The 25,077-nt window shown below is 34.4% G+C and carries 36 protein-coding genes; 7 read left to right on the top strand and 29 right to left on the bottom strand.

Going from position 1 to position 25,077, the window contains the following annotated elements; translation table 11 throughout:
• The first annotated feature begins 132 nt into the window (after positions 1-132).
• Positions 133-756 (top strand): ERCC4 domain-containing protein, encoded by a 624-nt coding sequence (locus IJ258_RS03015; RefSeq protein ID WP_292802697.1) that lies wholly within the window; start codon positions 133-135, stop codon positions 754-756.
• Here IJ258_RS03015 and IJ258_RS03020 read toward each other — a convergent pair whose 3' ends face one another.
• The 4 genes from IJ258_RS03020 to IJ258_RS03035 form a co-directional block, all read right to left on the bottom strand.
• Positions 757-1,443 carry a hypothetical protein gene (locus tag IJ258_RS03020; protein WP_292802700.1) on the bottom strand — a complete coding sequence of 229 codons (687 nt, stop codon included), beginning with the start codon at positions 1,441-1,443 and terminating at the stop codon, positions 757-759.
• Between the two features lie 20 nt (positions 1,444-1,463).
• The gene (locus tag IJ258_RS03025) at positions 1,464-2,447 is read right to left on the bottom strand and encodes a beta-ribofuranosylaminobenzene 5'-phosphate synthase (RefSeq protein WP_292802703.1); all 984 of its coding nucleotides are present in this window, start codon (positions 2,445-2,447) and stop codon (positions 1,464-1,466) included.
• A 70-nt stretch (positions 2,448-2,517) separates the two neighbouring features.
• Complete coding sequence (locus IJ258_RS03030) at positions 2,518-3,168, bottom strand: adhesin (RefSeq protein ID WP_292802706.1); 651 nt, start codon at positions 3,166-3,168, stop codon at positions 2,518-2,520.
• 40 nt (positions 3,169-3,208) lie between these two features.
• Entirely contained in the window at positions 3,209-3,709 is a 501-nt protein-coding gene (locus IJ258_RS03035; protein ID WP_292802709.1) for a ferritin, read from the bottom strand.
• 84 nt (positions 3,710-3,793) lie between these two features.
• Here IJ258_RS03035 and nudC point away from each other — a divergent pair, with 84 nt between their 5' ends.
• Positions 3,794-4,582 (top strand): NAD(+) diphosphatase, encoded by a 789-nt coding sequence (nudC, locus tag IJ258_RS03040; RefSeq protein ID WP_292802712.1) that lies wholly within the window; start codon positions 3,794-3,796, stop codon positions 4,580-4,582.
• A 34-nt stretch (positions 4,583-4,616) separates the two neighbouring features.
• Positions 4,617-5,777: an MFS transporter gene (locus IJ258_RS03045; protein ID WP_292802715.1), complete on the top strand. Its 1,161-nt coding sequence runs from the start codon at positions 4,617-4,619 to the stop codon at positions 5,775-5,777.
• On the opposite strand, the gene IJ258_RS03050 is transcribed toward IJ258_RS03045, so the two are convergent.
• Both IJ258_RS03050 and IJ258_RS03055 read right to left on the bottom strand, forming a co-directional pair.
• Positions 5,764-6,948 carry a MalY/PatB family protein gene (locus IJ258_RS03050; RefSeq protein ID WP_292802718.1) on the bottom strand — a complete coding sequence of 395 codons (1,185 nt, stop codon included), beginning with the start codon at positions 6,946-6,948 and terminating at the stop codon, positions 5,764-5,766. The two genes, IJ258_RS03045 and IJ258_RS03050, sit on opposite strands and share 14 nt — an antisense overlap.
• Positions 6,935-7,453, bottom strand: a complete 519-nt coding sequence (locus IJ258_RS03055) for a nitroreductase family protein (protein ID WP_292802721.1) — start codon at positions 7,451-7,453, stop codon at positions 6,935-6,937. The genes IJ258_RS03050 and IJ258_RS03055 overlap by 14 nt, the downstream gene beginning before the upstream one ends.
• 61 nt (positions 7,454-7,514) lie before the next feature.
• Between IJ258_RS03055 and IJ258_RS03060 the strand changes: the two genes are divergently transcribed.
• On the top strand, positions 7,515-8,000 hold the full coding sequence (locus IJ258_RS03060) for a DUF308 domain-containing protein (RefSeq protein WP_292802724.1): 486 nt from the start codon (positions 7,515-7,517) through the stop codon (positions 7,998-8,000).
• Positions 8,001-8,096: 96 nt separating this feature from the next.
• On the opposite strand, the gene IJ258_RS03065 is transcribed toward IJ258_RS03060, so the two are convergent.
• From IJ258_RS03065 to IJ258_RS03100, 8 genes are all read right to left on the bottom strand, one after another.
• Positions 8,097-8,879, bottom strand: a complete 783-nt coding sequence (locus IJ258_RS03065; protein WP_292802728.1) for a hypothetical protein — start codon at positions 8,877-8,879, stop codon at positions 8,097-8,099.
• A gap of 110 nt (positions 8,880-8,989) precedes the next feature.
• A complete protein-coding gene (locus IJ258_RS03070; RefSeq protein ID WP_292802731.1) occupies positions 8,990-9,595 on the bottom strand; it encodes a flavodoxin family protein in 606 nt (201 codons plus the stop codon).
• Positions 9,592-10,224, bottom strand: coding sequence for a flavodoxin family protein (locus IJ258_RS03075; protein WP_292802734.1), 633 nt, complete (start codon positions 10,222-10,224; stop codon positions 9,592-9,594). The genes IJ258_RS03070 and IJ258_RS03075 overlap by 4 nt, the downstream gene beginning before the upstream one ends.
• A gap of 61 nt (positions 10,225-10,285) precedes the next feature.
• Positions 10,286-10,492 (bottom strand): hypothetical protein, encoded by a 207-nt coding sequence (locus tag IJ258_RS03080; RefSeq protein ID WP_292802737.1) that lies wholly within the window; start codon positions 10,490-10,492, stop codon positions 10,286-10,288.
• An 8-nt stretch (positions 10,493-10,500) separates the two neighbouring features.
• Entirely contained in the window at positions 10,501-10,896 is a 396-nt protein-coding gene (locus IJ258_RS03085; protein ID WP_292802740.1) for a type II toxin-antitoxin system VapC family toxin, read from the bottom strand.
• 23 nt (positions 10,897-10,919) lie between these two features.
• Positions 10,920-11,153 carry a hypothetical protein gene (locus IJ258_RS03090; protein ID WP_292802743.1) on the bottom strand — a complete coding sequence of 78 codons (234 nt, stop codon included), beginning with the start codon at positions 11,151-11,153 and terminating at the stop codon, positions 10,920-10,922.
• 605 nt (positions 11,154-11,758) lie between these two features.
• Positions 11,759-13,036, bottom strand: coding sequence for a serine--tRNA ligase (gene serS, locus IJ258_RS03095; RefSeq protein WP_292802746.1), 1,278 nt, complete (start codon positions 13,034-13,036; stop codon positions 11,759-11,761).
• 138 nt (positions 13,037-13,174) lie between these two features.
• On the bottom strand, positions 13,175-13,540 hold the full coding sequence (locus tag IJ258_RS03100) for a helix-turn-helix domain-containing protein (RefSeq protein ID WP_292802749.1): 366 nt from the start codon (positions 13,538-13,540) through the stop codon (positions 13,175-13,177).
• 181 nt (positions 13,541-13,721) lie between these two features.
• Here IJ258_RS03100 and IJ258_RS03105 point away from each other — a divergent pair, with 181 nt between their 5' ends.
• Positions 13,722-13,976: a hypothetical protein gene (locus IJ258_RS03105; RefSeq protein ID WP_292802752.1), complete on the top strand. Its 255-nt coding sequence runs from the start codon at positions 13,722-13,724 to the stop codon at positions 13,974-13,976.
• Positions 13,977-14,196: 220 nt separating this feature from the next.
• Here IJ258_RS03105 and IJ258_RS03110 read toward each other — a convergent pair whose 3' ends face one another.
• The 7 genes from IJ258_RS03110 to IJ258_RS03140 form a co-directional block, all read right to left on the bottom strand.
• Positions 14,197-14,583: a helix-turn-helix domain-containing protein gene (locus tag IJ258_RS03110; protein ID WP_292802755.1), complete on the bottom strand. Its 387-nt coding sequence runs from the start codon at positions 14,581-14,583 to the stop codon at positions 14,197-14,199.
• An 88-nt stretch (positions 14,584-14,671) separates the two neighbouring features.
• Positions 14,672-15,277 (bottom strand): pyridoxamine 5'-phosphate oxidase family protein, encoded by a 606-nt coding sequence (locus IJ258_RS03115; RefSeq protein WP_292802758.1) that lies wholly within the window; start codon positions 15,275-15,277, stop codon positions 14,672-14,674.
• Entirely contained in the window at positions 15,274-16,260 is a 987-nt protein-coding gene (locus tag IJ258_RS03120) for a zinc-binding dehydrogenase (RefSeq protein ID WP_292802762.1), read from the bottom strand. The genes IJ258_RS03115 and IJ258_RS03120 overlap by 4 nt, the downstream gene beginning before the upstream one ends.
• The gene (gene acgM / locus IJ258_RS03125; RefSeq protein WP_292802765.1) at positions 16,257-17,285 is read right to left on the bottom strand and encodes a radical SAM/SPASM domain protein, ACGX system; all 1,029 of its coding nucleotides are present in this window, start codon (positions 17,283-17,285) and stop codon (positions 16,257-16,259) included. The genes IJ258_RS03120 and acgM overlap by 4 nt, the downstream gene beginning before the upstream one ends.
• A gap of 49 nt (positions 17,286-17,334) precedes the next feature.
• Positions 17,335-17,706, bottom strand: coding sequence for a hypothetical protein (locus IJ258_RS03130; RefSeq protein WP_292802768.1), 372 nt, complete (start codon positions 17,704-17,706; stop codon positions 17,335-17,337).
• Positions 17,707-17,804: 98 nt separating this feature from the next.
• Positions 17,805-18,155, bottom strand: a complete 351-nt coding sequence (locus tag IJ258_RS03135; RefSeq protein WP_292802771.1) for an arsenate reductase family protein — start codon at positions 18,153-18,155, stop codon at positions 17,805-17,807.
• Between the two features lie 16 nt (positions 18,156-18,171).
• Positions 18,172-18,816: an HAD family hydrolase gene (locus tag IJ258_RS03140; RefSeq protein ID WP_292802774.1), complete on the bottom strand. Its 645-nt coding sequence runs from the start codon at positions 18,814-18,816 to the stop codon at positions 18,172-18,174.
• Between the two features lie 45 nt (positions 18,817-18,861).
• Here IJ258_RS03140 and IJ258_RS03145 point away from each other — a divergent pair, with 45 nt between their 5' ends.
• Positions 18,862-19,566 (top strand): alpha/beta hydrolase, encoded by a 705-nt coding sequence (locus IJ258_RS03145; RefSeq protein WP_292802777.1) that lies wholly within the window; start codon positions 18,862-18,864, stop codon positions 19,564-19,566.
• Here the strand turns inward: IJ258_RS03145 and IJ258_RS03150 are convergent.
• Together IJ258_RS03150 and IJ258_RS03155 are read right to left on the bottom strand one after the other, a co-directional pair.
• On the bottom strand, positions 19,547-20,053 hold the full coding sequence (locus IJ258_RS03150; RefSeq protein ID WP_292802780.1) for a YgjV family protein: 507 nt from the start codon (positions 20,051-20,053) through the stop codon (positions 19,547-19,549). The genes IJ258_RS03145 and IJ258_RS03150 overlap by 20 nt on opposite strands.
• 35 nt (positions 20,054-20,088) lie before the next feature.
• Positions 20,089-20,226, bottom strand: coding sequence for a hypothetical protein (locus IJ258_RS03155; protein ID WP_292802783.1), 138 nt, complete (start codon positions 20,224-20,226; stop codon positions 20,089-20,091).
• Positions 20,227-20,245: 19 nt separating this feature from the next.
• Here IJ258_RS03155 and IJ258_RS03160 point away from each other — a divergent pair, with 19 nt between their 5' ends.
• Positions 20,246-20,434, top strand: a complete 189-nt coding sequence (locus IJ258_RS03160; protein ID WP_292802786.1) for a hypothetical protein — start codon at positions 20,246-20,248, stop codon at positions 20,432-20,434.
• Positions 20,435-20,449: 15 nt separating this feature from the next.
• Here IJ258_RS03160 and IJ258_RS03165 read toward each other — a convergent pair whose 3' ends face one another.
• Genes IJ258_RS03165 through IJ258_RS03190 form a run of 6 tightly spaced genes read right to left on the bottom strand, consistent with a single transcriptional unit; the run spans position 20,450 to position 25,064 of the window.
• Positions 20,450-20,956 (bottom strand): methylated-DNA--[protein]-cysteine S-methyltransferase, encoded by a 507-nt coding sequence (locus tag IJ258_RS03165; RefSeq protein ID WP_292802789.1) that lies wholly within the window; start codon positions 20,954-20,956, stop codon positions 20,450-20,452.
• A complete protein-coding gene (locus tag IJ258_RS03170) occupies positions 20,943-21,617 on the bottom strand; it encodes a 2Fe-2S iron-sulfur cluster-binding protein (protein ID WP_292802792.1) in 675 nt (224 codons plus the stop codon). The genes IJ258_RS03165 and IJ258_RS03170 overlap by 14 nt, the downstream gene beginning before the upstream one ends.
• A complete protein-coding gene (locus IJ258_RS03175; protein WP_292802795.1) occupies positions 21,610-23,223 on the bottom strand; it encodes an FAD-binding protein in 1,614 nt (537 codons plus the stop codon). Before IJ258_RS03175 ends, IJ258_RS03170 begins: the two co-directional genes overlap by 8 nt.
• On the bottom strand, positions 23,220-23,771 hold the full coding sequence (locus tag IJ258_RS03180) for a hypothetical protein (RefSeq protein WP_292802798.1): 552 nt from the start codon (positions 23,769-23,771) through the stop codon (positions 23,220-23,222). Before IJ258_RS03180 ends, IJ258_RS03175 begins: the two co-directional genes overlap by 4 nt.
• Before the next feature lie 5 nt (positions 23,772-23,776).
• Positions 23,777-24,571, bottom strand: a complete 795-nt coding sequence (gene cfbC, locus IJ258_RS03185; protein ID WP_292802801.1) for a Ni-sirohydrochlorin a,c-diamide reductive cyclase ATP-dependent reductase subunit — start codon at positions 24,569-24,571, stop codon at positions 23,777-23,779.
• Entirely contained in the window at positions 24,564-25,064 is a 501-nt protein-coding gene (locus tag IJ258_RS03190) for a CDP-alcohol phosphatidyltransferase family protein (RefSeq protein WP_292802804.1), read from the bottom strand. Before IJ258_RS03190 ends, cfbC begins: the two co-directional genes overlap by 8 nt.
• Between the last annotated feature and the right edge of the window lie 13 nt (positions 25,065-25,077).

The raw sequence follows: 25,077 nt of genomic DNA on the forward strand, positions 1-25,077 counted from the left end.
TACCATATAGATATACTAGAACAAACATACTTATTTTTTCTAAAAATTGCTTTCACTTTGAAATATTGACCTGAAAACAAAGCAAAATTACTTATAAAAACAGGAACAAATTTAATTCCTGTTGTGGTTAGAATGATTGTCAAAATCGATAATAGAGAAACAAACAGGCATTGCGAAGCCATTAAGCAGTACAGCAAAAATCACAAAATTATCATTGAGGAATTGTCCGTAGGAGATTTCATTTTCTCAGACAAAAATGTTGAAGTTGTTTTTGAATACAAAACATTCAATGACTTCAAAAATAGCGTTAAGGAGGGAAGAGTTTTTGATCAGGCCATAAGACAATACAATAATTTTAGACACCACTTCATAATTATTGAACTGGACAAGAAAAACCCTGAATTATACAATAACAAATACTATTGTGAAGCAATAGCCAGTTTGAACACATTCACCACAGTGATAATTTGTCAAAGCAAAAAATTGGCACTTAAAATGATGGAAAAACAGGCAGAATCATGTATTGAAATAGACCCTCTGACAAAAAAGCCGCCTGAAAAATCAGATAATGTCGCATACAATTATCTGAGACTGATTAACGGCATTAATAACGTTAAAGCTCATACAATATGCAAACACCTTAATCTGAAGACATTTGAAGATTTAAGAAATGTTACAACAAAAAAATTAGTTAAAGTACCAGGGATTGGCCCGATAACTGCATTAAAAATTACAAAATCAATACATGTAAACTAATCAGCTGAATTCAACCAGCAGGTCAAAGAGTTCCTTGGTTTTGTCAGTTACTGTCCTTTCAGAAACATCTTCCGGTGCTTCATAGACAAATGTAGGATAGCCTGCCTGCGCAATTGGCTTTGAAACAAGAACTGCTGAAGTTGATTTGTAGGTTTCATTGCCTGTAACCGGATAATAGTTGAAATCACTTGTTTCATTGATTTTTTTAGCTATATCAACAGATGCATTATCCATTTCAGGTGTGGCCACATAGAACCAGTCCCCATAGTCAGGATTGTGTGAATGGCTGATTATTACTGCATCAGCATCAGAAGAGGTTACATCAGGATTAACATAATCATGTACAAGACTTTCACCGTTGGCTCTTCCCTGCTTGTAATCTTCAGGATTTTGAGTTACTGTAACCTTGTAGCTGATTATCTTGACATTATCATTGCCATATTCCTTGGCGGCTTCAATTTCAGGGTCAATTGATAATGTTTCCCGTGGATGAATTCCAGTTATTAAAGCAATGCTTACATCGGCACTGGCATTTCCAGATATTCCCTTCTCGACTGTGCCTATGCCTGTATCGGCAATTGTAGTGTAGTTAATGTCATTGTAGTTCTTATTGGTCTCTGTTAAAACTAAACCGCCAATGATTAGCAGTATAACTACAATGAGTATTAATTTTGTCTTTCTCTGCAAAATCTACACCAGAATAATTATTATTTTTCAATGACAAATCCATGGTTTTGTGCTTTGGTTACAAATACCGTTCCCTTATCACCAATGATTTCCTTGGTCTTTTCAACAATATCTGCATTGGATTCATCAAACATTGTGTATAATACAGGTCCGAATGAACTGATTCCCACACCATAAGCTCCTGCATCTTCAATAGCTTTCATTGTAGGAAGGTAACTGTCATCAAGGCTGTGTTCCAATTTGTTGAATCCTACTTTTTGAAGTTCACTTACAGCCCATCCGAAGTTTTTGATGTCCTTTTCAAGCATAAATGGTACGAGATTCATTAAAATTAAGTGTGATACCTGTTCCACTTCCTCTTTTGGGATAGGACAATATGTCTGGAATACATCCACTTCATCATCACCTTCCATATGTTTTTCAATATGTGGAATGGCAATTAATATATTCCATTCTTCAGGGAAGTCATATCTTGCAATCAATGTTGCAGGTTTTGCCTGTGATGCTCCTGAAGGTAAAAATAATGGTTTTTCCTCTTTACTGTGACCACCGTCAAGGATGAATCCACCTAAATCGTGAGTGTAGGTTCCAATACCAGAGGTTCCTCCTCTTCCTACAATACTGCTTAGTTCACGACTTTCAATTTCAATTCCCATGGTTTCAGTTATCAAGTGGGCTGTTGAAACTGCAATTTGTGTTCCGCTTCCAAATCCTGAATGTGGAGGGTAGGTATTGTGAACTGTGAATTTGAAACCTGAATCAATGCCAAAATAATCTATTGTTTTTTGAGCTGCATCAGGTATTTTTTCTCTGCATTCTTCTATTGCTTCTGAATCTGTTACTGTATCTGCAAATTCAAGTGTTATGCCACTTTCGGTTTGCTCGACTTCCAGGACAAATTGTGGATCAGCTAATGCTAAACCAATTCCACCATCGACTCTTCTATATGACCCGTTTAAATCAATTAAGGACATATGTATTCTTGAAGGTGCTCTAATTATCATATTTTTCACATCCAATTTTTTACTTTCAATATATATTTGTTGTTAATAATATATAAAAGGTTAATATGGATTAGAATACCAAATTATCAACTGTAATTATTAATTTAGATGCCAAATTGCATGAAACTTCAAATTTTTCATATGAATAGCATTCATATACAATTGTTGGAATGCCAGAAGCTGCAGTCGGTTCAGTAATGAATGGCGGACTGGACCTAAATTCCGGTGCATAATATACAATTTCATCAATTTCATCAAGTATCTGATTCAGGAATTTTGTGGATGAATCATCAAATCCTGGTGCGAAAATGAAATTGGTAATCTTATACTCGCCAGGACCTGCAGATCCACGGTTTGAGTGAATGTCTAAAAACAAGTCATATTTCTTGTCAATGATATCATCTTTTATGAACTCCTGAGCCAATTTCTGGCCTTCAAGACGACCTTCGGTTTCTGATGCCTTATCATTGACATTGATGTTGTAAATATAATAACAATATTTTAAATCATCTTTAGGTGTTAGCATGTCAAACAGTGCCCTGTGCGATTTGCTTTCAAGAGGATGCATTCCTATTACATAGGCAATCTTGATTTCTGATTCCTCATTGCCGAATGGACCATGCAAGTGCACAGTACCCAGTTCGTTTTCACCGAGCAGTATGGAATCGTATTGTGCTGAGTCTATTTGAGCTTCGCTAGTAGGACCCTCTGAATATTTCATTTAAACACCTAAAAAAAATAAGTTCAGACTAGAATATTATCTAGTCTTCTGAAGGTGAACGTGCACCTAATTCTTTGTTCAATTCATAGATTAATCTGTTGTCGCCGTCAGCGAGTTTGATTTTTGCAACGAGTTCCATTGCATTTTCTTCTTCTTCAACTTGTTCTTCAACAAACCATTGCAAGAAGTTGTTGGTTGCATGGTCTTTTTCTTCAATAGCAAGATCAACCAAATCGTTGATAAGTCCTGATACCATTTTTTCATGTTCGAGTACATGTTCGAATGCTGCTACTGGAGAATCCCATTCGGTTTGTGGGCCTTCGATTGCAGTCAAGGTTACAGAAGCTCCTCTTCTGATAATGTAGTCATAGAATTTCATTCCATGTTCTAATTCTTCTTCTGCTTGTACTCTCATCCAGGTGGCGAATCCTGCTAAGTCTTCATCTTCAAAGTATGATGCCATGGATAAGTATAAATATCCTGAGTAAATTTCAGCATTTAATTGACCGTTTAATGCTTTTTCCATATTTTCTGATACCATTAATATCACCATTTTAAATTATGTAATTAATTTCTTATATAGTTTAAGTGACCATTTAATTACTTAAACTACATAATAATAGTTATGATAGAAAAATCCATTTATGAAGATTATCAGATTGATTTCAGTGACACATACAATAGCGATAATGCATATTATTTTATTTTCAACCATGAGAGGGAATTATTTTTAGTCAATGAAACATTGCCTGAAAGTTTTAAGGATTTTGAAGTTGATTTCAAACTTTACATCGGCAAATTCAAAGGAAAAGACACTTTTGTCATAAATGCTGATTCAGACGATTCATTTTATCCTCTGCAGGAGGTTTATGAACTCAATAAAGACATCTATCTGATGGCAAATAGGGCAGTTTTAATCAGAGACTGGTTTATTTCCCATCAGTACTGCGGAAAATGCGGTGTACATACCGTTTTGGATGAAAAGGACATGATGATGAAATGTCCTGAATGCGGTCAGGTACACTATCCAAGGATTGCTCCTGCAATAATCGTGGCTGTAAGCAATGATGATAAGCTGCTCATGGCAAAGCACAGCTATCATAAAACCCACAGGTATGCTCTGGTTGCAGGTTTTGTAGAGCCTGGTGAAAGCATTGAGGAAGCGGTGCACAGGGAAGTTGGTGAAGAGATAGGAATCAAAATCAAGACCCTGAAATATATGAAAAGCCAGTCATGGCCGTTTCCAAACTCACTGATGCTTGCATTTACTGCTGAATATGACTGTGGTGAAATCAATGTGGACGGTGATGAGATAGTAAAAGCCAAATGGTTCAGTAAAGAGGATATAGTTAGATATGATTCAGACATCAGCATATCAGACTGGCTGATACAGAATTTCATCGATACACATTAAAATTTATAAAACCTTAAAGTATAATATAATTAACATGAACAATAATCCAAAAATACTCCTGTATATTTTAATGCTGTCAACACTTGCAATCAACACTCCATTGAGCATTGTTGGCATCATAGCACAGATATCCGAGTATTTTTCAACATCAATTGCAATTTCAGGACTGTATGTCAGTTCATTCACATTCACAATTGCAATATGCGGATTATTCGTTCCTATTCTGTTTTCAAGATTCAATCGAAAGAAAACATTCATTCTTATTTTAGCGATATTTGCATTGTCAAATTTCATAATAATTTTTACAAAATCATTTGCTGTTGCTTTTGCCTTCAGAATCATTTCAGCAGCATTTTATCCTGCATTCATTTCAATTGCATTGACCGTTTGTGAAGATATAGCGCCCGAAGGTGAGGAGCAGGACTACATTACAAAGATTTTGCTTGGAATATCCGTGAGAAGCATTGTCGGCCTTCCTATTACAACATGGTTAGGTACAACCTGGGGCTATCAGGTTGCAATGAGCTGGATATTCCTGATAACAGTAGTCTGTTTGATATTGATACTATTATTCATTCCAAATCTCAAAGGCAGGTCAAAAAGCTATGAAAAGCCAATATCCAGCGTTATAACAAAAGAATTCTTTTTGGGTTCCGTTGCGATAATTATGATGCCAATCGGTGCAAGCATTGTCTACAATTACATGCCATATTTCCTTCAGACCGTTACACACATCTACACTTACAAGTTAAGTGTTTTGCTGTTTGTCTATGGTTTGATATCAATAAGCGGAACATGGATTGGTGGAAAATTAATTACAAGAAATGCAAAGCTCACACTGTTAATCTTTCAATTGGTGTTAATGACAGTCTTTGCAATGCTTTATCTGTCAGCAGATTATCTTATTCCAACAATAGTCTTCTTTTTGATATTTGGAGTGCTGGATGGAATGGGTTATAATCTCATACAGTTCATTGAAAGTTCAGTTGTTCCGGACAGTCCGGAACTTGCAAACGGTGTGTTTTTAAGCATATTGAATGGTGGAATAGCTATAGGAATAGCTATTGGCGGTTTTTTAGTTACTGACTTTGGTGTGATGTCAATATTTACAAGCGGAATAGCCTTTTCAATATTGGCTTTTGTCCTGCTATATTATGCAATTTACATTTTCAAAATCAATCTTAAATATTCTTAGACAGATTATTGATATTGTTTAAGGCAATTACTCCTGCTTTGAGTTTGGACAATCCATCTTTCAGCAATTTCGGCGGACATGCAATATTCAGCCTTAAAAATCCATCGCCGACCTCCCCAAAATCACTTCCAGCTGACAAAAAGAGTCCCTGATTCTGGCGAAGGAATTCCTTAAGGACATTTGATGAAACGTTGAGTTTTCTGCAATCAAGCCACAACAAGTATGTTGCATCACAGTCAATCAGTTTTATTATCGGAAGTTCACTTTCCAAAAATTCTTTTACTATCTGCTTATTTTCATACAGCACTTCTTTAAGTTCTTCAAGCCAGTCTTCAGAGTCATTGTATGCAGCTTCAACTGCACTTACTGCAAATACGTTGCATGAGTCTGAATTGTCAATGTGGAGTTGTGTTTTTATTCTTTCAAGCAGTTCTGTGTTTTTTGAGTATACCACTGAACTTTGAAAGCCAGCAACATTGAAAGATTTGGAAGGTGATATAGCTAGTATACTATTTTCATAGTCACTTGATGTCATGAATGGATTATAATGCTTTCCAGGGTCAGTTAAATCACAGTGAATCTCATCAGATACCAAAATAACATTGTGTTTCTTGCATAATTCACCTATTTGTTTGAGTTCATCTTTTGACCATATTTTGCCGACAGGATTTTGAGGGTTGCACAGTATCATCATCCTGACCTTTGAGAGCTTCTCATCCAAATCATCAAAATCGATTTTATATTCCTCATCTTCATAAATCAATTCGTTTTCAACTACCTGGCGATTATTATCCCGAATCACATAAAAGAACACATGATAAACCGGTGATTGGATAAGAATAGCATCATTTTCATCTGTCAGGCATCTAATCATTGAGGATATTGAAGGCATCACTCCTGTTGCATAAAGCATTTCTTCACGGGACATCTTGAAATCGTATCTCCTGTCCCACCAGCTGACATATGCTTCAAAGAGTGAATCCGGTATGATTGAATAACCATATACCGGATGAGAGGCTCTTTTTAAGATGGCATTTTCGATTGCTGGAGCAACCTTGAAATCCATATCTGCCACCCACATGGGAGCATCATCATCAAACAAATCCCACTTAAGTGAGTTGGTATTTTTGCGGTCAATTACTGTTTTAAAATCGTAGTTAGTATTTTTCATAATGTATCCTTTCTTCGTCAAATTTATCCAAGAACTTGTTTTCCCATCCATCTGCAGGATATCCTAAAGTGATTATGCAGTACGGTTTGGTTTCAGTAATGTCATCTATTCCTATGATTTTACCTATTGCTTTCATCCTATCTTCTTCAGGTGCAACTCCATTCCAAAGTCCTCCTAATCCGAGATTTACAGCTTCAAGCAACATGTTTTCAGCTGCCGCGCCCATATCCTGTTGCCATACAGTTTTATAGAAGGATCTTTCAATATTAGCAACCAATACAATTGCTACAGGCGCATTGGTTACACGTGGTTTGATTTCACCAAGTTTAGCCAATGTATCCTTGTTTTTGATTACTACAAACTCCCATGGTTCAGCTCCAAGCCTTGAACCAGGAGCCTGCATTCCAGCCTTTAAGATTTTTAAAATATCCTCATCACTGACTTCCTTATCATCATACTGACGAATGCTTCTTCTTGTGTTTATTATTTCTTCAAAATCTACCATATTCTTAAATAATAACGTCATCATATATAAAAATTAGTTTATCAAATGGAGGTGAAGGTGAATGGTTAACAAAAGTGCAGGATTATTGGCGATAATTCTTGGTTTGCTTTTTATAATATTTCCCATGTTTTCATCAGAGCTAATTTCAATCATAGTGGGTTTAAGCTTGCTTTTCTTTGGAATATCAGCAGCGTTCATGGGATGGAATATGAGAAGCCCATATAACAATACCTTTTCAACAATAGCCATAATCATAGGCATTCTAGCTATTATATTTGGATTCCTGTTTATATTCTATATCGATGCATTATCATTCCTTATCGGCATCCAATTCTACCTTGTCGGATTTATTATGATAGTATTCGGTATCACTGGACTTTTATCCAAAATGAGCCGTGTATCTGCTTTTTCTTCAATACTTGTATTGATAATGGGTATTATTGCAATCGCACTTGCAGCATTTGCAATATCCGAACCGATATATATTGCAATAATCATTGGAATAGTCTTGATTGTTGAAGGAATCAGCTTAATCCTTTCAGATTAAGGCTTGAAAACTATGAAAAATTTCCACCATCACCATACAAATACTAAAAAAAAAGTTGAAGTGTGAAAAATCACGTTTGCACACTTCCTGTTTAAATTATTCATCAAAAAGTGAATTTTGCATTGAGCTAAATTCAATTTCATTCTCTTTACAATACTCCTCAACATGATTTAAAATCTCAGAAATATCATCATCAGAATATTCATTTTTAAAGTAATACACGACCGGCTCAGCATTGGTGTAAACACCAATTGACAATACCTGATTGTCATACACTCTTATTATCAATGTATTATATATCTGAATATCTCTTATGATGTCATTTTGGGCTTTTCCAAGTGAAGTTTCATTGCCTATTTCCTTGACTTCTGATCTGTCGTACTTCTGTTTTAAAATTATGAGTTTGTCCTGGTCGGTTAAAACCTCATTTTCGGGTTTTAAATCAACCAATTTGTCCTTGAACAGTTTTGCATTATGTAGTTTTTCCTGAATTTCTGATAACTCATTTTCCAATTGTTTTTCTTCTTCAAGCAATGAATTTATGAATGCTTCACTTCCATTGTTGAATTCCTCATACATCTCAAGTACATCTCGTGGTGAGAGAATTGAGTGGTTTTTAAAGAATTCCTTTGTGTGAGGTTTTACTCGTATGCTCAATGGCTTTAAATTTTCTTTTCTTTTTGAGGAATTGTCAAAGAATTCATCTTTTAAATCATTTCCTTTTCTGTAAAGTGCATCCATTCTTTCGGAAAACATTTTTTCGAAGTCTTCACGAGTCATATCTTCAGGGAAATTGAATTGGAATTCTCCCGGAGTGTATGATCCTCCGAATCTTTCGTTTCCGAATACAAATTTTCTAGTTCTTTTTTGGTCTGTCATTGTATCACCTACAATTTTGTATTACAATTTTGGTTTTTGTATACAATTAAATATTGTGCAGACATAGTATATAAATGTATTCATTTTTAAAATTTGTATACGTTAAAAAATTATTTGCTTAATTTTGAGCCAATTTCAAAAACAGTGTTCAAATCATTATTGAACTGCTTTTGTTTTGCTTTTAATTCCTCATCTGATGAATTGGATGAAACATTCTTGGATATATTGGAAAAAGTCTCAATGACAACCTCACCATTTAGCATCTTAAACAAATCCTCAGACTGTTTGATATGAGGCCTTACTGACTTTTCAAAGTAATCCATCGAATAGTTGATTGTATAAAACAGTCCCACATTGACCTTGCCCTTAAACTTGTTTCCACTCTTATATGAAACAATGCAATATATCAACCTTTCAAGCAATGCCATGAAATGGCTTGTAGGCTGTGAAAAGAATATTGGAGCTGCAATCAAAAGACAATCCGATGATAGAATCTTTTCAATGACAGAAGAGAGTTCATCCCTCCAATAGCACTTGCAGATTTCCTCATCATTTTTACATATTAAACAGACTCTGCAGCCTGAGAGATTCAGCTTATATAAATCTATATATTCGACATCAGCGCCTGCTGATTTGGCACCATCAGCTGCAGACTGTGCCAGCTGCGCATTTATATCCTTTCTTTTGGGACCGGCATTAATCACGATTGCCTTCATTTGGATAGCTCCGCGCCAATCTTAAATGCCTTTTCCAAATCCTTGGGAAACTGCAAAATCCATTGCTTTTCCTTTGCTTCCTGACTGAAGCCTGCCATGTTGAACTTGGAATAGTCACTGACCTGAATGGTGTCACAGACTGGATATGAAGTGACTTCACCATTTAAAAATGAGAACAGAAATTCTGTTTTTGCCAGATTATCCTTCATTGAATCCTCAAAAAACTGCAATGGAGCGTTCATAGTGTAAAACAATCCGACATTAATCTTGCCAGTGAAATAGCTTGAACCGTCATCATATGAAAGCACACAAAATATCAATCTTTCAATCAAAGCCCTGAACTCAGCAGTAGGCTCACCGAAATATATTGGAGTGCCGATAAGCAAGGTGTCAGCTGCCAGAATCCTTTCAATTATTGGGGAGAGATTGTCCCTCCAATAGCACTTGCACTTTTCCTTTCCCTTAAGTTTGCAAACAAGACAGCTCCTACAACCCTTAAAATCAACATCATACAAGTTAATGTATTCAGTTTCAGCACCAACAGATTCAGCACCCTTTTGAGCAGACTGCATGATTTCTGCAGTGTTCCATTTCTTTCTTGGACTTGCATTGATTACAACAGTTTTCATTTTAAACCCTCTAAATAATATTTGGATTTAAATGTTAAAAAACATATTGGAAACTAGATGATTAATCTACATTCAGTGCTTCATTAACTTCATTTAGAAATTTTTCAGAATGTAGTTTCCTGAAAGTATCATCATTGCAATTATCACCCATTAACCCACGATTAATATAATTTGAAATTAATTCATTAACGGGAATATTTACTTGATTAGCCTTCTCTTCAACCAATTTTTTAAGTTTTTCATTTTGAAACTCATATTGAATATTCATACTTTCACCTACATTGCAAAAATCACATCTAATATATCTATTTTTCTGAAATCTGAATCAAATGAAACGATTGTATCAATACCCATTCCCATCATAGTGTTGAGAATTGTACAATCACTATAATTAATGGAATTTCCGAACCAAGCACTAACTTCTAAAGATTGTTCATAATCTTCATCAGTTAGTTGGACTACTTTATTTTTTGCATGCAAATCATCATGAACTTTTTTGACAATATCATAAGAACCAGTGACTCTGTTTAATGTTTCAACAAGTACTGTAGTATTAATCACAGTTTTTTCATTCTGTTCATTGATATAATCTTTAATTTTCAAAGATTCATTATGATAAGGATCTTTATCATCATGTAATGCTTTAAAATAGCCACTATCTAAAAAAATCATTACAATCCCTCCAATAATATAAATTATTCCCTTTTTGAAGGAATACTATTTTTCTTATCCCTTTCCATATTTCTTTTAAATATTTCATCGATTTCTTTTTTGGAAAGTTGAGGTTGAGTGTAATAATCATCACCATATAAACCTCTTCTGATATACCTTTCAATTAATTCATCCAAAGAGATGCCTAATTTATTTGATTTTTTAATTAATTGCGCTTTTATCATTTCATCACCAATTAATGTTTCTTTATCAGACATTTTAACACCTCATGACTTTAAACATAATTTTGTTGGAGGTTATAATTATGAGTTTCCAATCACGAGAATATTATATCCAAATACAATTGAAATAATACTAAAAAGTCCAATAATTATTTAATTTATATTATGATTTAATAATATATAAACTTATTTAATTTATTAAAATATGAAAATTTATAAATAATAGTTTAAAATTAAAAATATAGTACCATATTATAATAATTTAGAAAATAAATCAAAAAAAGTTATTGTTCAAGTGTAAAAAAAATTTAAAAAAAAGGCATTAAATCCTATTTAAAAGTCAATTTAACATTCTTATAATACAGAGAGATATCGATTAATAATGACGATAACAAGTTTAAATCAAAAAAGAGAATAAAATCCATTTTGGTTCCATAATTTATGATTAATCAAATAATTAATAACCCTTACAAATTACAATTATCTTATTGAAAAATCAGATGAAACAATACCAAAAAAATATTGAACGATAATTAAAATCATCGAAGATGTTAAAAATAGTAAAACTTTAAAAAAAACACATCTGAAATAAAAAGAAGAATAAGAATTGAATGGGTGTGAGATAACACCCTTTTTTTAATCTATTTTTTAGCTTCGATAACTGTTTTTCCATTCATGTAAGGGACCAGCACTTCAGGAATTTTAACGCTACCATCAGCCTGCTGATAGTTTTCCAAAATACAGCACATTGTACGTTCGGTTGCAATTGCAGTACTGTTTAAGGTGTGCAATATCTGTGCATCCCCGGAACCTGCTCTTCCAACACGTGTCTTTGTTTTACGGGCCTGGTAATCCTTACAGTTGGTACATGACACCAGTTCACGGAATGCACCTGATCCTGGGAACCATGCCTCAAGGTCGTATTTGATAGCTGCATTGTCGTTTAAAGCAGAAGATACAATAGCTATAACCTGGTATGGAAGACCTAATTTTTGATAAATCCTTTCAGTAACTTCCATCAGATGGTCATGCTGGTTTCTTGAATCTTCAGGTGTTGAGTAGATGAACTGTTCGATTTTTTCGAACTGATGAACCCTGAAAATTCCTAGAGTGTCTTTTCCGTGGGATCCTGCCTCTTTTCTAAAGCATGTTGAAAGTGCACAGTATCTTAAAGGCAATTCATCAGGTGAGATGATTTCATCCCTGTGAAGTGCTGCTAGGGTCTGCTCAGCAGTTGCAATAAGGTACATGTCCTCATTTTCCACTTTATATAATGTTTCTTCAAACTCGCCCAGTTCTGAGGTTTCCGCTGCAACTTCCCCTTTTACAAAGAATGGTGTCTGCATTGGAATGTAGCCTTCAGCTTCAAGTTCTGAAAGTGCAAACTGAATTAAAGCCAAGTTCAAGTGCAGGATATCACGTTTTAGATAGTAAAAACGGGCTCCTGCAATGCTTGCTGCGGTTTCCAAATCAGCACCATCGATTTTGTTAATCAAATCAACATGGTTTAATAGTTCAAAGTCATATTCCGGGATTTCACCGTAGGTTCGCACCACTACATTATCTTCTTCAGTGTCGGATATTGGAACATCTTCATCTATGATGTTTCCTACCTTGTATCTGTAGTCGTCTCTGAGTTCAAGGTATTCAGCGTTTTTAGCTGTCAATTCCTTGATTTCTGCTGCAACTTCTTTGGATCTTGCAATCACTTCTTCCAAATTACCTTCTTCTTTTGCTTTTTTGAATGATTTTGATAATTTATTTTTCTCAGATCTAAGTGAATTGAGTTTTCTTTCACCTTCTCTCCATAAGGTGTCATATTCTATTACTTTTTCCACGTTTTCTGTGTCTCTAAATCTTTTCTTTTCAGAGTCTATTATTAATTCCGGATTTTCTCTGAATAATTTTATATCTAACAATATTTTGTCCCCTAAAATATTTTATTCAATATTAAATATGATTTTAATGTATTTTAAAGTTAATCATTGAAATAAGCATATTTTAAAAAAAGTAGTGTTTTTGGGTTCACACCGCAACCCAATTTTAAGTGAAAAATCCTATAATAATTTTTCCTTGAAGGTTGTTTTCAAGTCGTTTCTGATTTTATCAGAGTAATTTTCACTGTCGACTGTTACCATGGCGATTTCATATAATACCTTGTTTAATGATTCGCCTTTTTCTGTCAATTTGTATTTCACGTTCTTTTTGTCTATTTTATCAACGATTTTGTGAATCAAGCCGTTTTTCTCCATATCTTTTAGACAGTTGCTTAAAACCTTGTTTGAAAGATCTGGTTTTCCTTCCTTGAATTCATGAAATCTGGTTTTGCCAAAGAACAGGTCTCGGATTATGTGGATAACCCACTTTTTTCTTATTAAATTTACAACTAATTCGATAGGACATTTTTTTATATGTTTAGTCATGGTCATTGTAGTTTCCTCCTAAAAATCAGTCGGCTATATTACCTGCTTTTTTATAGTATATAAACCTTTCGGTTTTTCAGGTAGTGAGTGAATGGTTACGAAAAGCATTTATATACCATTTACATAAGTTTGTATTGAAAGTTGCAGCAATGTGGCTTTCAAAATTTAGGAGATGGCAAAAATGTTTAAATTAAACAGTTGGAATGAAAATGAAAAATTTTCCCCAAACAAAATTGCACAAGATGTGATTAATACTCAGAGAGACAAAAGCATAAACACTAGCTGTTGTGTTGACACAACAAACCTAAACATGATCGAGACATCTTGTTCAAGCAGTATAAAAACAAGTTGCTGTATTGATACAACCAAAATCCTACCAGGCCCATGTGGTAGCGATATCCAAACAAGCTGTTGTATCGATACAACTAAAGAGTAAGATATTAATCTTACTCTTATATTATTAGTTTCACTAATATAAGTTTTTGTAATTAATCAGCAAAAAAAATAGATTTAACCTCCAAAATAATTAATCCCCATTAATTGTTTCATAGGATTTCCAAAAAGGGAATTTTTTGAGGCAACATTAGTTTGCCGCTACTACGAATCTAAACCGAATAGATGAACTCCCACTTTCCCAAAAAAAAATCAAAAAATTCCTAACCATCTTCTTTTAAAAGAGCATCATTAAAGACTATTTTTAATTCATCAACACGTTCTTCGGAATAGTATTTATCTGCAAGATCACTTGTCAAGGTAAACATTGCAAGCTCATACAACACTTTATTTAAAGCCTGACCTCTTTCAGTCAGTTTATATTCAATACTGTCTTCAAGCTCATGCCTTTTTATAAGCTGGTTTTCCTCCATGTCCTTAAGGCAATGACTCAATACCTTATTTGACAATCCGGGTTTATCCTCCTTAAATTCATTGAAACGGGTTTTGCCAAAAAACATGTCCCTTAAAATTTGAATAACCCACTTTCTGTTAATCAATTGCATTGCCAGTTCAATCGGACATATACTTGCATCACTATCAGTTACCATTTAATCACTAATTAAAAATTTATGATTTAATATAAATAATTTTTAAGTAACCTGGAGGTAACTTAATTGAAAAAAAGAAAAAATAAAGCTATAATTTAATTATAGCTGATGTTGGACAATTTTCAAAGCACCTGCCACAATGTAAGCAGTGCTCTTTCATGATTTCATAAGGAGTGCCCTCATTTATCGCATGCTGCGGGCAGGCTCCAAAGCATGTTGCACAACCCACACAGACATCAGTAATCTCAAATCCCTTAGGCGTAATCCTACCATTGCCCAAGGTGAATGATTTTCTGTAAATTGGATTTTGTGTAAGGTCAAAAAACTCCATTTCACCATCTTCAATGCAGAAAGGCTCCAGAATATATCTTGCAGCTCCAGGATAGACATTGTTCAGGAACTTGTTTTCATCAAACATCAAATCTATCCAGTATTTCTGGTCATCCAGCTTATGTGCCTTACCACTTATCCTGATGGTCTTGTTGTTGTTCAAACACAAATAGCTGACCTGCGGATGGTTTAAAATCTCTTCATAGACATGTTTTCCACGGGCTGTCAAGAAATATATCCTGTCATCCTCAATATACATTATATCAATGATTCTTGATTGAGGATTGCCATTTTTGTCAACTGTGGACAATGTCGCATCTATAACTTCTCTCAATTGCTTGAAACACTCTTCTTTTGTTATCATTTTTCTAACCTGAATATTATTTTTCCATAAGCTTTATTTGACTCCATCAGCTCATGAGCCTCACCTATATCCTCTAAATCAGTGAAGACCCTGCCAATCTTTGGATTGATGTCATTTTCCGCAACGAAAATATACAATTCATCAATCAGTTCCTGAGTAGGATAGTTTGAGAAAAATGAAGTCAAATACCTGTCATTAGGTATTGATTTGATAGGATCAAATTCCACAATATACTCTTCACCACCTAAAATTCCAGTATTACAGCATATTCCACCTTTTTTCAAGCATTTCATTGAATCTTCGAGGGTTTTTGGACCAACAAATTCCAGAACCTTATCTACACCCTCAGGACATATTTCCCGTACATTATCTTCAATATTTCCATCATCTATAATTACATAATCTGCACGGTTTAATAAAAGATTTCCAACTTTATTTTCATTTCTTGTTGTGGCAATTATTGTCGCTCCTATTGCATCAGCCAACTGCATTGCTGACAATCCTGCAGCAGATGTTGCACCACGAATTAAGATAGTGTCATCCTTTTTAAGTTTTAATGATTTGATTGAACCGAATGCAGTAAAATATGTTTCAGGAATTGAAATTATCTCCTCAATTAATAAATATCCGAAAACGCACTCAGGTATTTTGAAGACATTCTTTTGGGGAAGCAATGCATACTCAGCATAAGATCCATCAAATGACCTTCCCATTCCACCCATCAGACCAACAACAATGTCACCCTTCTCAAAATGAGTGTTTGACGGGTCAATTATCTCACCTACACACTCTATACCCGGTATCACAGGCAAATTGATATAATCTTCATCCGCTTCATGGTCCCTAAGCACAATTTCAGAACGATTAATTCCAAATCCGAGCACTTTAACCAGTAGCCAGTCAGGCTTGACTTCAGGAATTGGAACTTCACTTACCTTTAATTCATTAGCTTTGCATGTTTTTTCAAGTACGACCGCTTTCATTCTATCACCTTCCAACATTGAGGATCTGACGAATACATATTATTAGTGTATCCGTAGCTTACTGCAGGACATCCTCTGCAGAATCTTAAAAGTTCACATTTGCTGCATTTTTCAAAGTTCTCGAATTGCCTGTAAGTGTCCATTTCTTCACCTGTGAAAATTTCAAACAAATCATCTGTCAAGGCATTTCCAACTTTACTGTCCATTCTTCGGCATGCAAAGACATCTCCTGTCGGTAGTATTGTCATATGACTGTTTCCACAGTTGCAACCATCATATATTACATCACTTTTTAGGTTTTCAGGGATTTTAAATAGTCCCTTTTCATATAAAAATAATGTCCATAAGTGATCCTTTAAATTGAAATATGTATTGGATTGCTGGTATTCATTATATTTTTCCCATACTTTTTCCAAAAGTTGCTTATACTCTTCTGGTGTGACATGGGATGTGTCATCATCTCCTGTTGGACAGTATCTTGCAAAACTGAATAGTCCAACCTGTTTTTGTACAATAACATCAATGAGTCTTGGAATTTCATCTATATTGACATTGGACACTGTTGTCATTATGCTTGCCCTTACACCGGCGTCCTGCAATGTCTTGATTTTTTCTAAGGTTATGTCAAATGAACCTGGTTTTCTAAAATAATCGTGAGTTTTCCTTAGTCCATCTAAGGATAATTGGTATTGTCTGCAGCTTAAATCTGCTAATCGTTTACATACATCATCTGTTAAGTGAAATGGATTTCCCATTATACTGTAGTCAATCTCTTTTTCATATAATATTTCAAGCAAATCCCAGAAATTAGGATGTAGAATCGGATCTCCTCCAGTTATGCTGAAATATGGTTTGCGGTTTGTTTTTCTACACATTTTTAAGGCGTTTTCAATTACTTTTTCCATGTCCCGGAAGTTCATTGTGTGTAGTTCTTTGTCATTATCTTCAGCAAAGATGTAGCAGTGTTTACATCTTTGGTCACAGTCATCTAAAATATGCCATTGAAATGCAAAATAATCTGCCATTTAAAAGCCTCCTTAAAAAAAAAGAATTTGATTTTAAGATTGGATAATCTTAAAATCTGTCTGATCCACAAGCTGTTGTGATGTCAGAGCCACAAGCAGTATTAATATCTCCACCACTTGCAGTATTAATGTCACTACCACAAGCAGAAGCAACAACATCAGAGCCACAAGCAGTATTAATATCTCCACCACATGCAGTATTAATGTCACTACCACAAGCAGAAGCAACAACATCAGAGCCACAAGCAGTGTTAATATCTCCACCACATGCAGTATTAATGTCACTACCACAAGCAGAAGCTGTGACATCACTGCCACATGCAGTATTAATGTCACTGCCACAAGCAGTTGCAATTACGTTTTGTGCAATTTTAGATACAGAAAAACTTTCGTTTTCATTCCATGCGTTTAATTTAAACATAATATTTTCTCCTTAAAATTTTATAAAAGTTATTTAAACTTTTATTAAAGAGATTATGTTTAAACTTAAATAAAAAGAGAATAGTTACTTAAAAGTAACTATAATAATTTTTCTTCCCATTCCTTGACTTTAAAACCCACTAAAACAGTATCATCACTTACAAGGATTGGTCTTTTCACAAGCATTCCATCAGTAGCTAAAAGATCCAATTGTTCATCCTCAGACATGTCTAGAAGCTTATCTTTAAGTTTTAATTCACGATATTTCATTCCACTGGTATTGAAGAATCTTTTAAGAGGCAACTCGGAGATTTCCCACCATTTCCTTAATTCTTCAGCAGTAGGATTGTCTTCAACAATATGTTTTGATTCATATTCTAAATCATGTTCCTCTAACCAGTTTTTAGCTTTACGGCAAGTGGAACATTTCGGATAATTAACAAATAACATACTATGATTTATGATGTTAGAAATATTTAATTATTTCATCAAAATCATCAATTGCCTCTAAAGGATAATCGTTTTCCCAATCGTTTTCGTTTCCATATCCCCATTTTACAACGATACAATCAATTCCAGCATTTTTTGCAGTTTGAATGTCAGTTCCAGAATCTCCGATATATACTGTCTCATCCGGAGCTACATTGGCCTTTTTGATTATTTGCAGAACCGCTGTAGGATCAGGTTTTGAAGGATAATCAAAATCATGACCCATTATCGATAAAAAATTAATATCGCCAAAGAATTTATCTGTAAATGTTTCAATGGAGTCTGTAAATCTGTTTGAGTTAATTGCAATCAATACTCCCCTGTCCTGTAGTTTTTGCAATACCTCACGGCTTTTTGGAAATGGTATGGTGTTTTCCTTATCTGCTCCATAATAAATGTCAAGGTAGGTATCCTTTATTAGTTTAATATTTTCTGGAGTGCTTTGCTCTTCAAGGACAAGTGAAACGATTTCATCAATATTTCCTCCCAAATACTTGACATATTCATCACTGGTCAGTGTTGGAAAATCATACATTGACAATGCCTTATTCAAGTAAATGACAACATCATGAACCGAATCCATTATTGTTCCGTCAAAATCAAAAATTGCAAGTTTTTTCATAATCTGTCCTCACAATTATATTGGACAATTAAGATATAAAATATTATGAATAGAAAAGTTAAAATTGGAATTATTGTAATTATTGTGATACTGCTTGCATATTTTGCATTCACTTTTTTAAGCTACAATCATGCTGAAAAGACTGCAACTGATTATTTGAATGGAACTGATAAGGTTAACGTGACAAAAATTGATAATGGACTTTTTGTTGACGGATACGGAAACGATACTGCACTGATTTTCTATCCTGGTGCTAAAGTTGAGTATACATCATATTTGCCTATGTTTTGTAATCTGGCTTCAAAAGGTGTTGACTGTTATCTGGTTGAAATGCCACTTAATTTTGCAATTTTCGGTGAAAATGAAGCAGATTCAATTATTGATAAGACAAACTACACACATTACTTCATGTCCGGCCATTCACTTGGAGGATATGTTGCTTCATCATACCTATCACATACAAACAGAACTGACGGATTAATATTGTTAGCAGCCTATCCTACAGAAAAAATTGACAAACCAGTATTGTCAATTTACGGCACAAAAGACAATGTATTGAATATGGAAAAATATAATGAATCAAAACCGTTAATGAGCAATTTAACTGAATATGTCATTAATGGAGGAAATCACGCCCAATTCGGATATTACGGCAATCAATCAGGAGACAATTCCTCAAAAATCACACCTCAAAATCAGCAAAGCCAAAGTGTTGAAGTGATATTGGATTTCATTGATGAATTAACCTAAACAATGCAATCAAACCGATTAATGCAGTAAAACTTTCAATAACAGCAGATGAGAAATCCAGAATAGCTAAAAAATAAATTACATAAATAGCACTATTTACAATAAAACCTGTTTTAATTGTCTTGATTGATTTTAAATAGTAATTACATAACGTGATTTGTATTATCGCAATTATTGGCAATAATCCGACAAATCCCATAGTATTTACCATCAAACCCAAAACGACAGAAATTACTATGAAAAATATTGTCCAGTTGAATGTCAATTTGTCCTTATAAACCATCATGTTACGTGCTGCTGCAATGGCCATTGTAGTGACTCCTGTCCATGACAGGAAAAAAACAGAAGATATTATTAGGATAAAGGCATTGAGAAACTGGTATTTGTAAGCCTGTTTTTCATCATTAACCCACATGCTTAGAATAATGAATATTCCGGCGATTAGTGATATTGCATTACCTGCTAGTATATTCCATGCCAAATCCATATTACCTTATTTATTTTAATCGTTAATATTTTTTCCTAATCCCATTTCAACTCAACAATGTCAAGAATGATTATGATTTGAATTGAAAACAAACCGACAATTACAACTGCAACCAAAAACATGATTGACTGCCAGATTTGAGAAAATGTACTTAAAATTCCTAAATAGATCAATATGAACACCGGAAGCATAATGAAACTTATCAAAACCAAAACCACATTTAACAGTGCAGAAACCTTGGTTGTAAAGACATATGTAAATATCATCAAAAAAAGCATTATTATAGCAATTGAAATAATTACATTGCTCGGCAAATCTGAAAAAAAGACTAAAAGAGCCAAAAGCATTAGTAATGCAACAAAAGAAATTACCCTTAAATGATGAGAATACATCGAATCACCTTTTGAATGAGATGTTTTCAATTTTCAAAAGTTCCATTTTCTTATCTATTCCTGCAGCATAACCTGTAAGCTTTGCGTTTTTTCCCAAAACCCTATGACAGGGAATGACAATTGCTATCGGATTTGCACCAACTGCACCGCCAACGGCCTGAGCAGACATTGTAGGAGATATTTTTGATGCTATCTCACCATAAGTCATAGTTTCACCATATTGAATTTCTGACAATATCTGCCATACCTTTTTCCTGAATTCTGTACCCTCCGGCTTTAACTTGAAATCGATTTCAGGATTTATACCATTGAAATAATCATCAAGCCATTTTTTGACCTTTTCAAAAATAATTAACTCATCATTGACAGTTAATTCACTTTCAACTGTTGATTTGAAATGTTTTTGACCGTCAAACCAAATGCCTTTAATAGCTTTCCCATCACTTACAATAAGCATATCTCCAACAGGAGATTTATAATTAGTTGAATACAGCATGTTAATCCCTATCAAAAATCCTCCACAATTTCCAGACAGATTTCCGGTTCATTTTTGATATTGCTCTTTGAGTGCTTATTCCCATTGGACATACATCCTCACAGGCAATAGTTTTTAGACAATGAGGATAGAATTTATCCTTATATTTGTCCTTCAATTCTTTTAAATGATTAGGATCTCTTTCCTGAGCTACCAATTTTGACGCAGATACTGCAATAGGTGTTCCGACAAAATCCTCACCATCATAGTTTGGACATGCCTCAACGCAACATCCGCACATCAGACATAATGACATTTCATATTCAAAATCGATATTGTCCCTGTTAATCTGAGCATCACTTTTAAGCCATTGGCCGGAATCCTTTAAATCATCATATAATTTTGATTTGTCAACTTTCAAATCCCTTATTAATGGGAATTTTGATAATGGCTCTATTGTGATTTGTCCGTATTCCTTTGTCATCAGCTCTTCAGAAACGATTGTCTGACATGCGAGCTTCGGCTGGGAATTGATTACCATTGCACAGGCTCCACATAATCCCTGAAGGCAGCTGCATGAGTAGGTAACATGACCAATATCTTCAAGAAGAGCAGTAACTGGAATGTTTAGATCACCAGAATATTCAAATTCCTTGAACTCGCCATTGATTTTGATTTTGACTGTCACATCACTCATCCAATCCCTCAAATGTAATTTTAATTTCCCCATCAAAGTTTATGCATGTAGTTTTTTGATAACTTTCACTGGTTTCAGGACAATCCAATCTTTGATGTGCTCCTCTGCTTTCCTTTCTTTCAATAGCTGAAGATATGCATGCTTTAGCCAATAGCAATAATGATTTTATTTTCACATAATCATAGTAATTTCCATTTGCATTAATATCAGAATTTAACTCATCAATTTTAGCTAAAGCATTTGACAAATCCTTTTCGTTTCTGTATATTCCCAAATTATCATTCATTATTGATGCCAATTGATTTTCAATGCTTTTTATTGAAACTCCATTTGCCGAATCGTTCCAGGATTTGACAGAAGCGATTTCATCTTCCAACACATTCCTAATTGTTTCTTCATTGATTGAATATTCATCCAGAACAATGTTTTTGGCCGCAACCCAGCCACCGTGAATCGCTCCCAAAAGAGAATTTCCACCTAACCTGTTTGCACCGTGATACTGGCAGGAACACTCTCCTGCTGCATATAATCCTTCAATATTTGTTTTATGATTTTCATCAGTTCTTATTCCACCCATGAAATAATGAATGCCCGGATAAACAGGAATCGGTTCAGTTGTCGGATCCAATTTAAGATATTTCATGCAAACATCATAGACCTCATCCAGTTTTACTTTAACAGTTTCGTCATCCAGATGAGTGATATCAAGGTAAACTTGATTTTTGCCTGCCTGAGAAGCCTTGTATATGCTTCTTGATACAACATCTCTTGGCATCAGCTCTGCCATTTCAGGATACCATTCCTTCATGAAATACCACGGTTTTCCATCTTTCACTACGAACAGTTTGCCGCCTTCTCCACGGGCAGCTTCTGTTATCAGCATCCTTTTTGATGACGTTTGAACAGTTGTTGGATGATACTGTATCATTTCAAGATTTGCAAGTGTCACACCTTGCTTGAATGCTTTTGCTGTAACATAACCATCATTTAAAACAGAACCTGAGGTTTTTCCAAATAGCTTGTTCATACCTCCGCTGGCAAGTATTACCTTACCCTTGAAAGCCTTAATTTCAGAGGTATCCTCATTAATGCATATTATGCCATGACATTTGTTATTTTCAATAACCAACGATAAAAATCTCCAGCCCACATAGCGTTTAACATTTCCTTCAACTTCCTTCATTCTGCATAATGAGATTAATGATGTAACCAGTTGTTTTCCGGTTCTTGCACCTGCATATGCAGTTCTTGCAAATTTTTGACCTCCAAAGTATCTCAAATCAATATTGTTATTTTCATCTCTTGTGAAGCTGACTCCTATGCTTTCAAGCCATTTGACGATTTTTGGTGCATTTTTAGTTAACTTTAATACCGCTTGAGGATTGTTTATATCACATCCTCCATTGATTGTATCCCAGAAATGTCTTTCAGTCGAATCGTTTTCTCCTTTAGTGTTTAATGAAGCATTTATTCCACCCATAGCCATTACTGACTGGGAAGTTTCAGAGTAATTTGGAGAAATCAGACTTACATTTGCTCCCAAATCACTTGCCCTGACAGCTGCAGTAAGACCTGCAAGTCCTGCACCTACAATTACTACATTCACATTAACACCCCATAACGGACAATATCTGCCATAATTAAAAAAATCAATATGATTAAAATTATTATGTTAAACTTCCTTTTAAAATTTGAATATGCATTTTTTGACTCGAGCATTCCGAATGAAACAAGCATCCTAGGAATACTTACCCTCAAATGCAGACATATTGATGTAAACATCATCCCATCAATAATTAATTGAAGCAAACCTCTTCCAAAATCATAATAGAAATTGGCAGGAGGAAACATATAAGAGATGATATGAAGGCTTACAAAAACAATTATTCCGATTCCAGTAATTATCTGCTGATTTGTTTCGGAAATTAAATCAGAGTAAATCCTGACATTTTTGCGCCTGTCCTTAATAAACAGATATAAACTTATTATGATATGAGCTACAAGAGGATAAAAAAGTCTTCTTCCAGTTATTTTAAAACTGGGAGAATAATCAATAACTCCATATAAAAATAATGCTGACAGCACAGCATGATGTATAAGCATTAAAATTATTATGACAACCAGAATGCCATTAATTTTTCTCAGTGAAATCATGGTATCTATAAGTATGATTTGAAAAATTCCTCAAATTCTTCATCATCCATAGGTTCCGGAGCAGATACATTTTCATTATGCATAATGCTTGAAGCTAGGTTACGGTATTCTTGTGCTTCTTCACTTTCAGGATATTTTTCTACAACGGTTTTTGCATCTAATTCAGCCTCTTGAATTAAATTACTTCTATGGATAGTACCAATAACATGTGTTCCTATCTTTTTGGCAAAGTCATTAACAATTTGCTCTTCATTATCCACATTTCTACAGTTTAATACAATACCACTTAAATTACCCTTAAGTTTTTTAACACCCCGGACAATATTATTAGCAGCGTACAATGCCATATACTCACCTGAAGTAACAATCAGCACTTCATCAGCATATTTTTCACGCAAAGGCACTGAAAAACCACCACAGACAACATCACCTAAAACATCATATACGACAACATCAAGATCCTCATCAAAAATGCCCAATTTTTCAAGGCGTTTCATAGCTACAATTACCCCACGGCCGGCACAACCGACACCAGGCTCAGGCCCACCGCTTTCAACACATTGAATTTCCTTAAAACCCTTGAAAACCAAATCTTCCTTTTCAGGTTTTCTGTTATTCTTTAAAGTTTTAACAACAGTAGGAATTCTTTTTCCATACAATGTACGTGTAGTGTCTGCCTTTGGATCGCATCCAATAACAAGACAATTCAAATCATCACTGCCCCATACGGCAGACAGGTTGGCAACAGTGGTACTTTTTCCGATTCCGCCTTTTCCATAAATAGCTATTTTCTTAATCATTTGATTCTCTCATGTTTTTAATTCTTAAAAGTGAAGATGCTATTGCACATACAGTAATAGTTATAGTCAATATCAATGATATATTTTTAGAATTTATCAGTACTGCAACAATAGGGAAAGCATAAAACATATATGCTACAAATGTACCGAAATTATCATATTTCAAGGCCCCATTACCGGAAGTCATGAAAAATTCAATTAACTTCAAAATAATAATCAATAAAAACCAAAACGGAGCCAAATCAGTTAAAACGAGTCCTAAAGTTGAAAAGATTATAAAGAAAAAATCACAAATAACATCAATCCTGGAACCATTATCAACAACCAGATCATATTTGCGGGAAAAATATCCGTCAAGAATATCGCTAGCAATAGCTAAAGCAAAAATAATTATCAAAAATGCAAGATTTAATTTTAATACAACAAAATATAGAAACAATAATCCAAAAAGGATTCTGGAAATCGATAATAAGTTAACAATCAATCTATTCATAATTAGCCCCAAG

The sequence above is a fragment of the Methanobrevibacter sp. genome, assembly GCF_017468685.1.
In the GTDB taxonomy this organism is placed as follows: domain Archaea; phylum Methanobacteriota; class Methanobacteria; order Methanobacteriales; family Methanobacteriaceae; genus Methanocatella.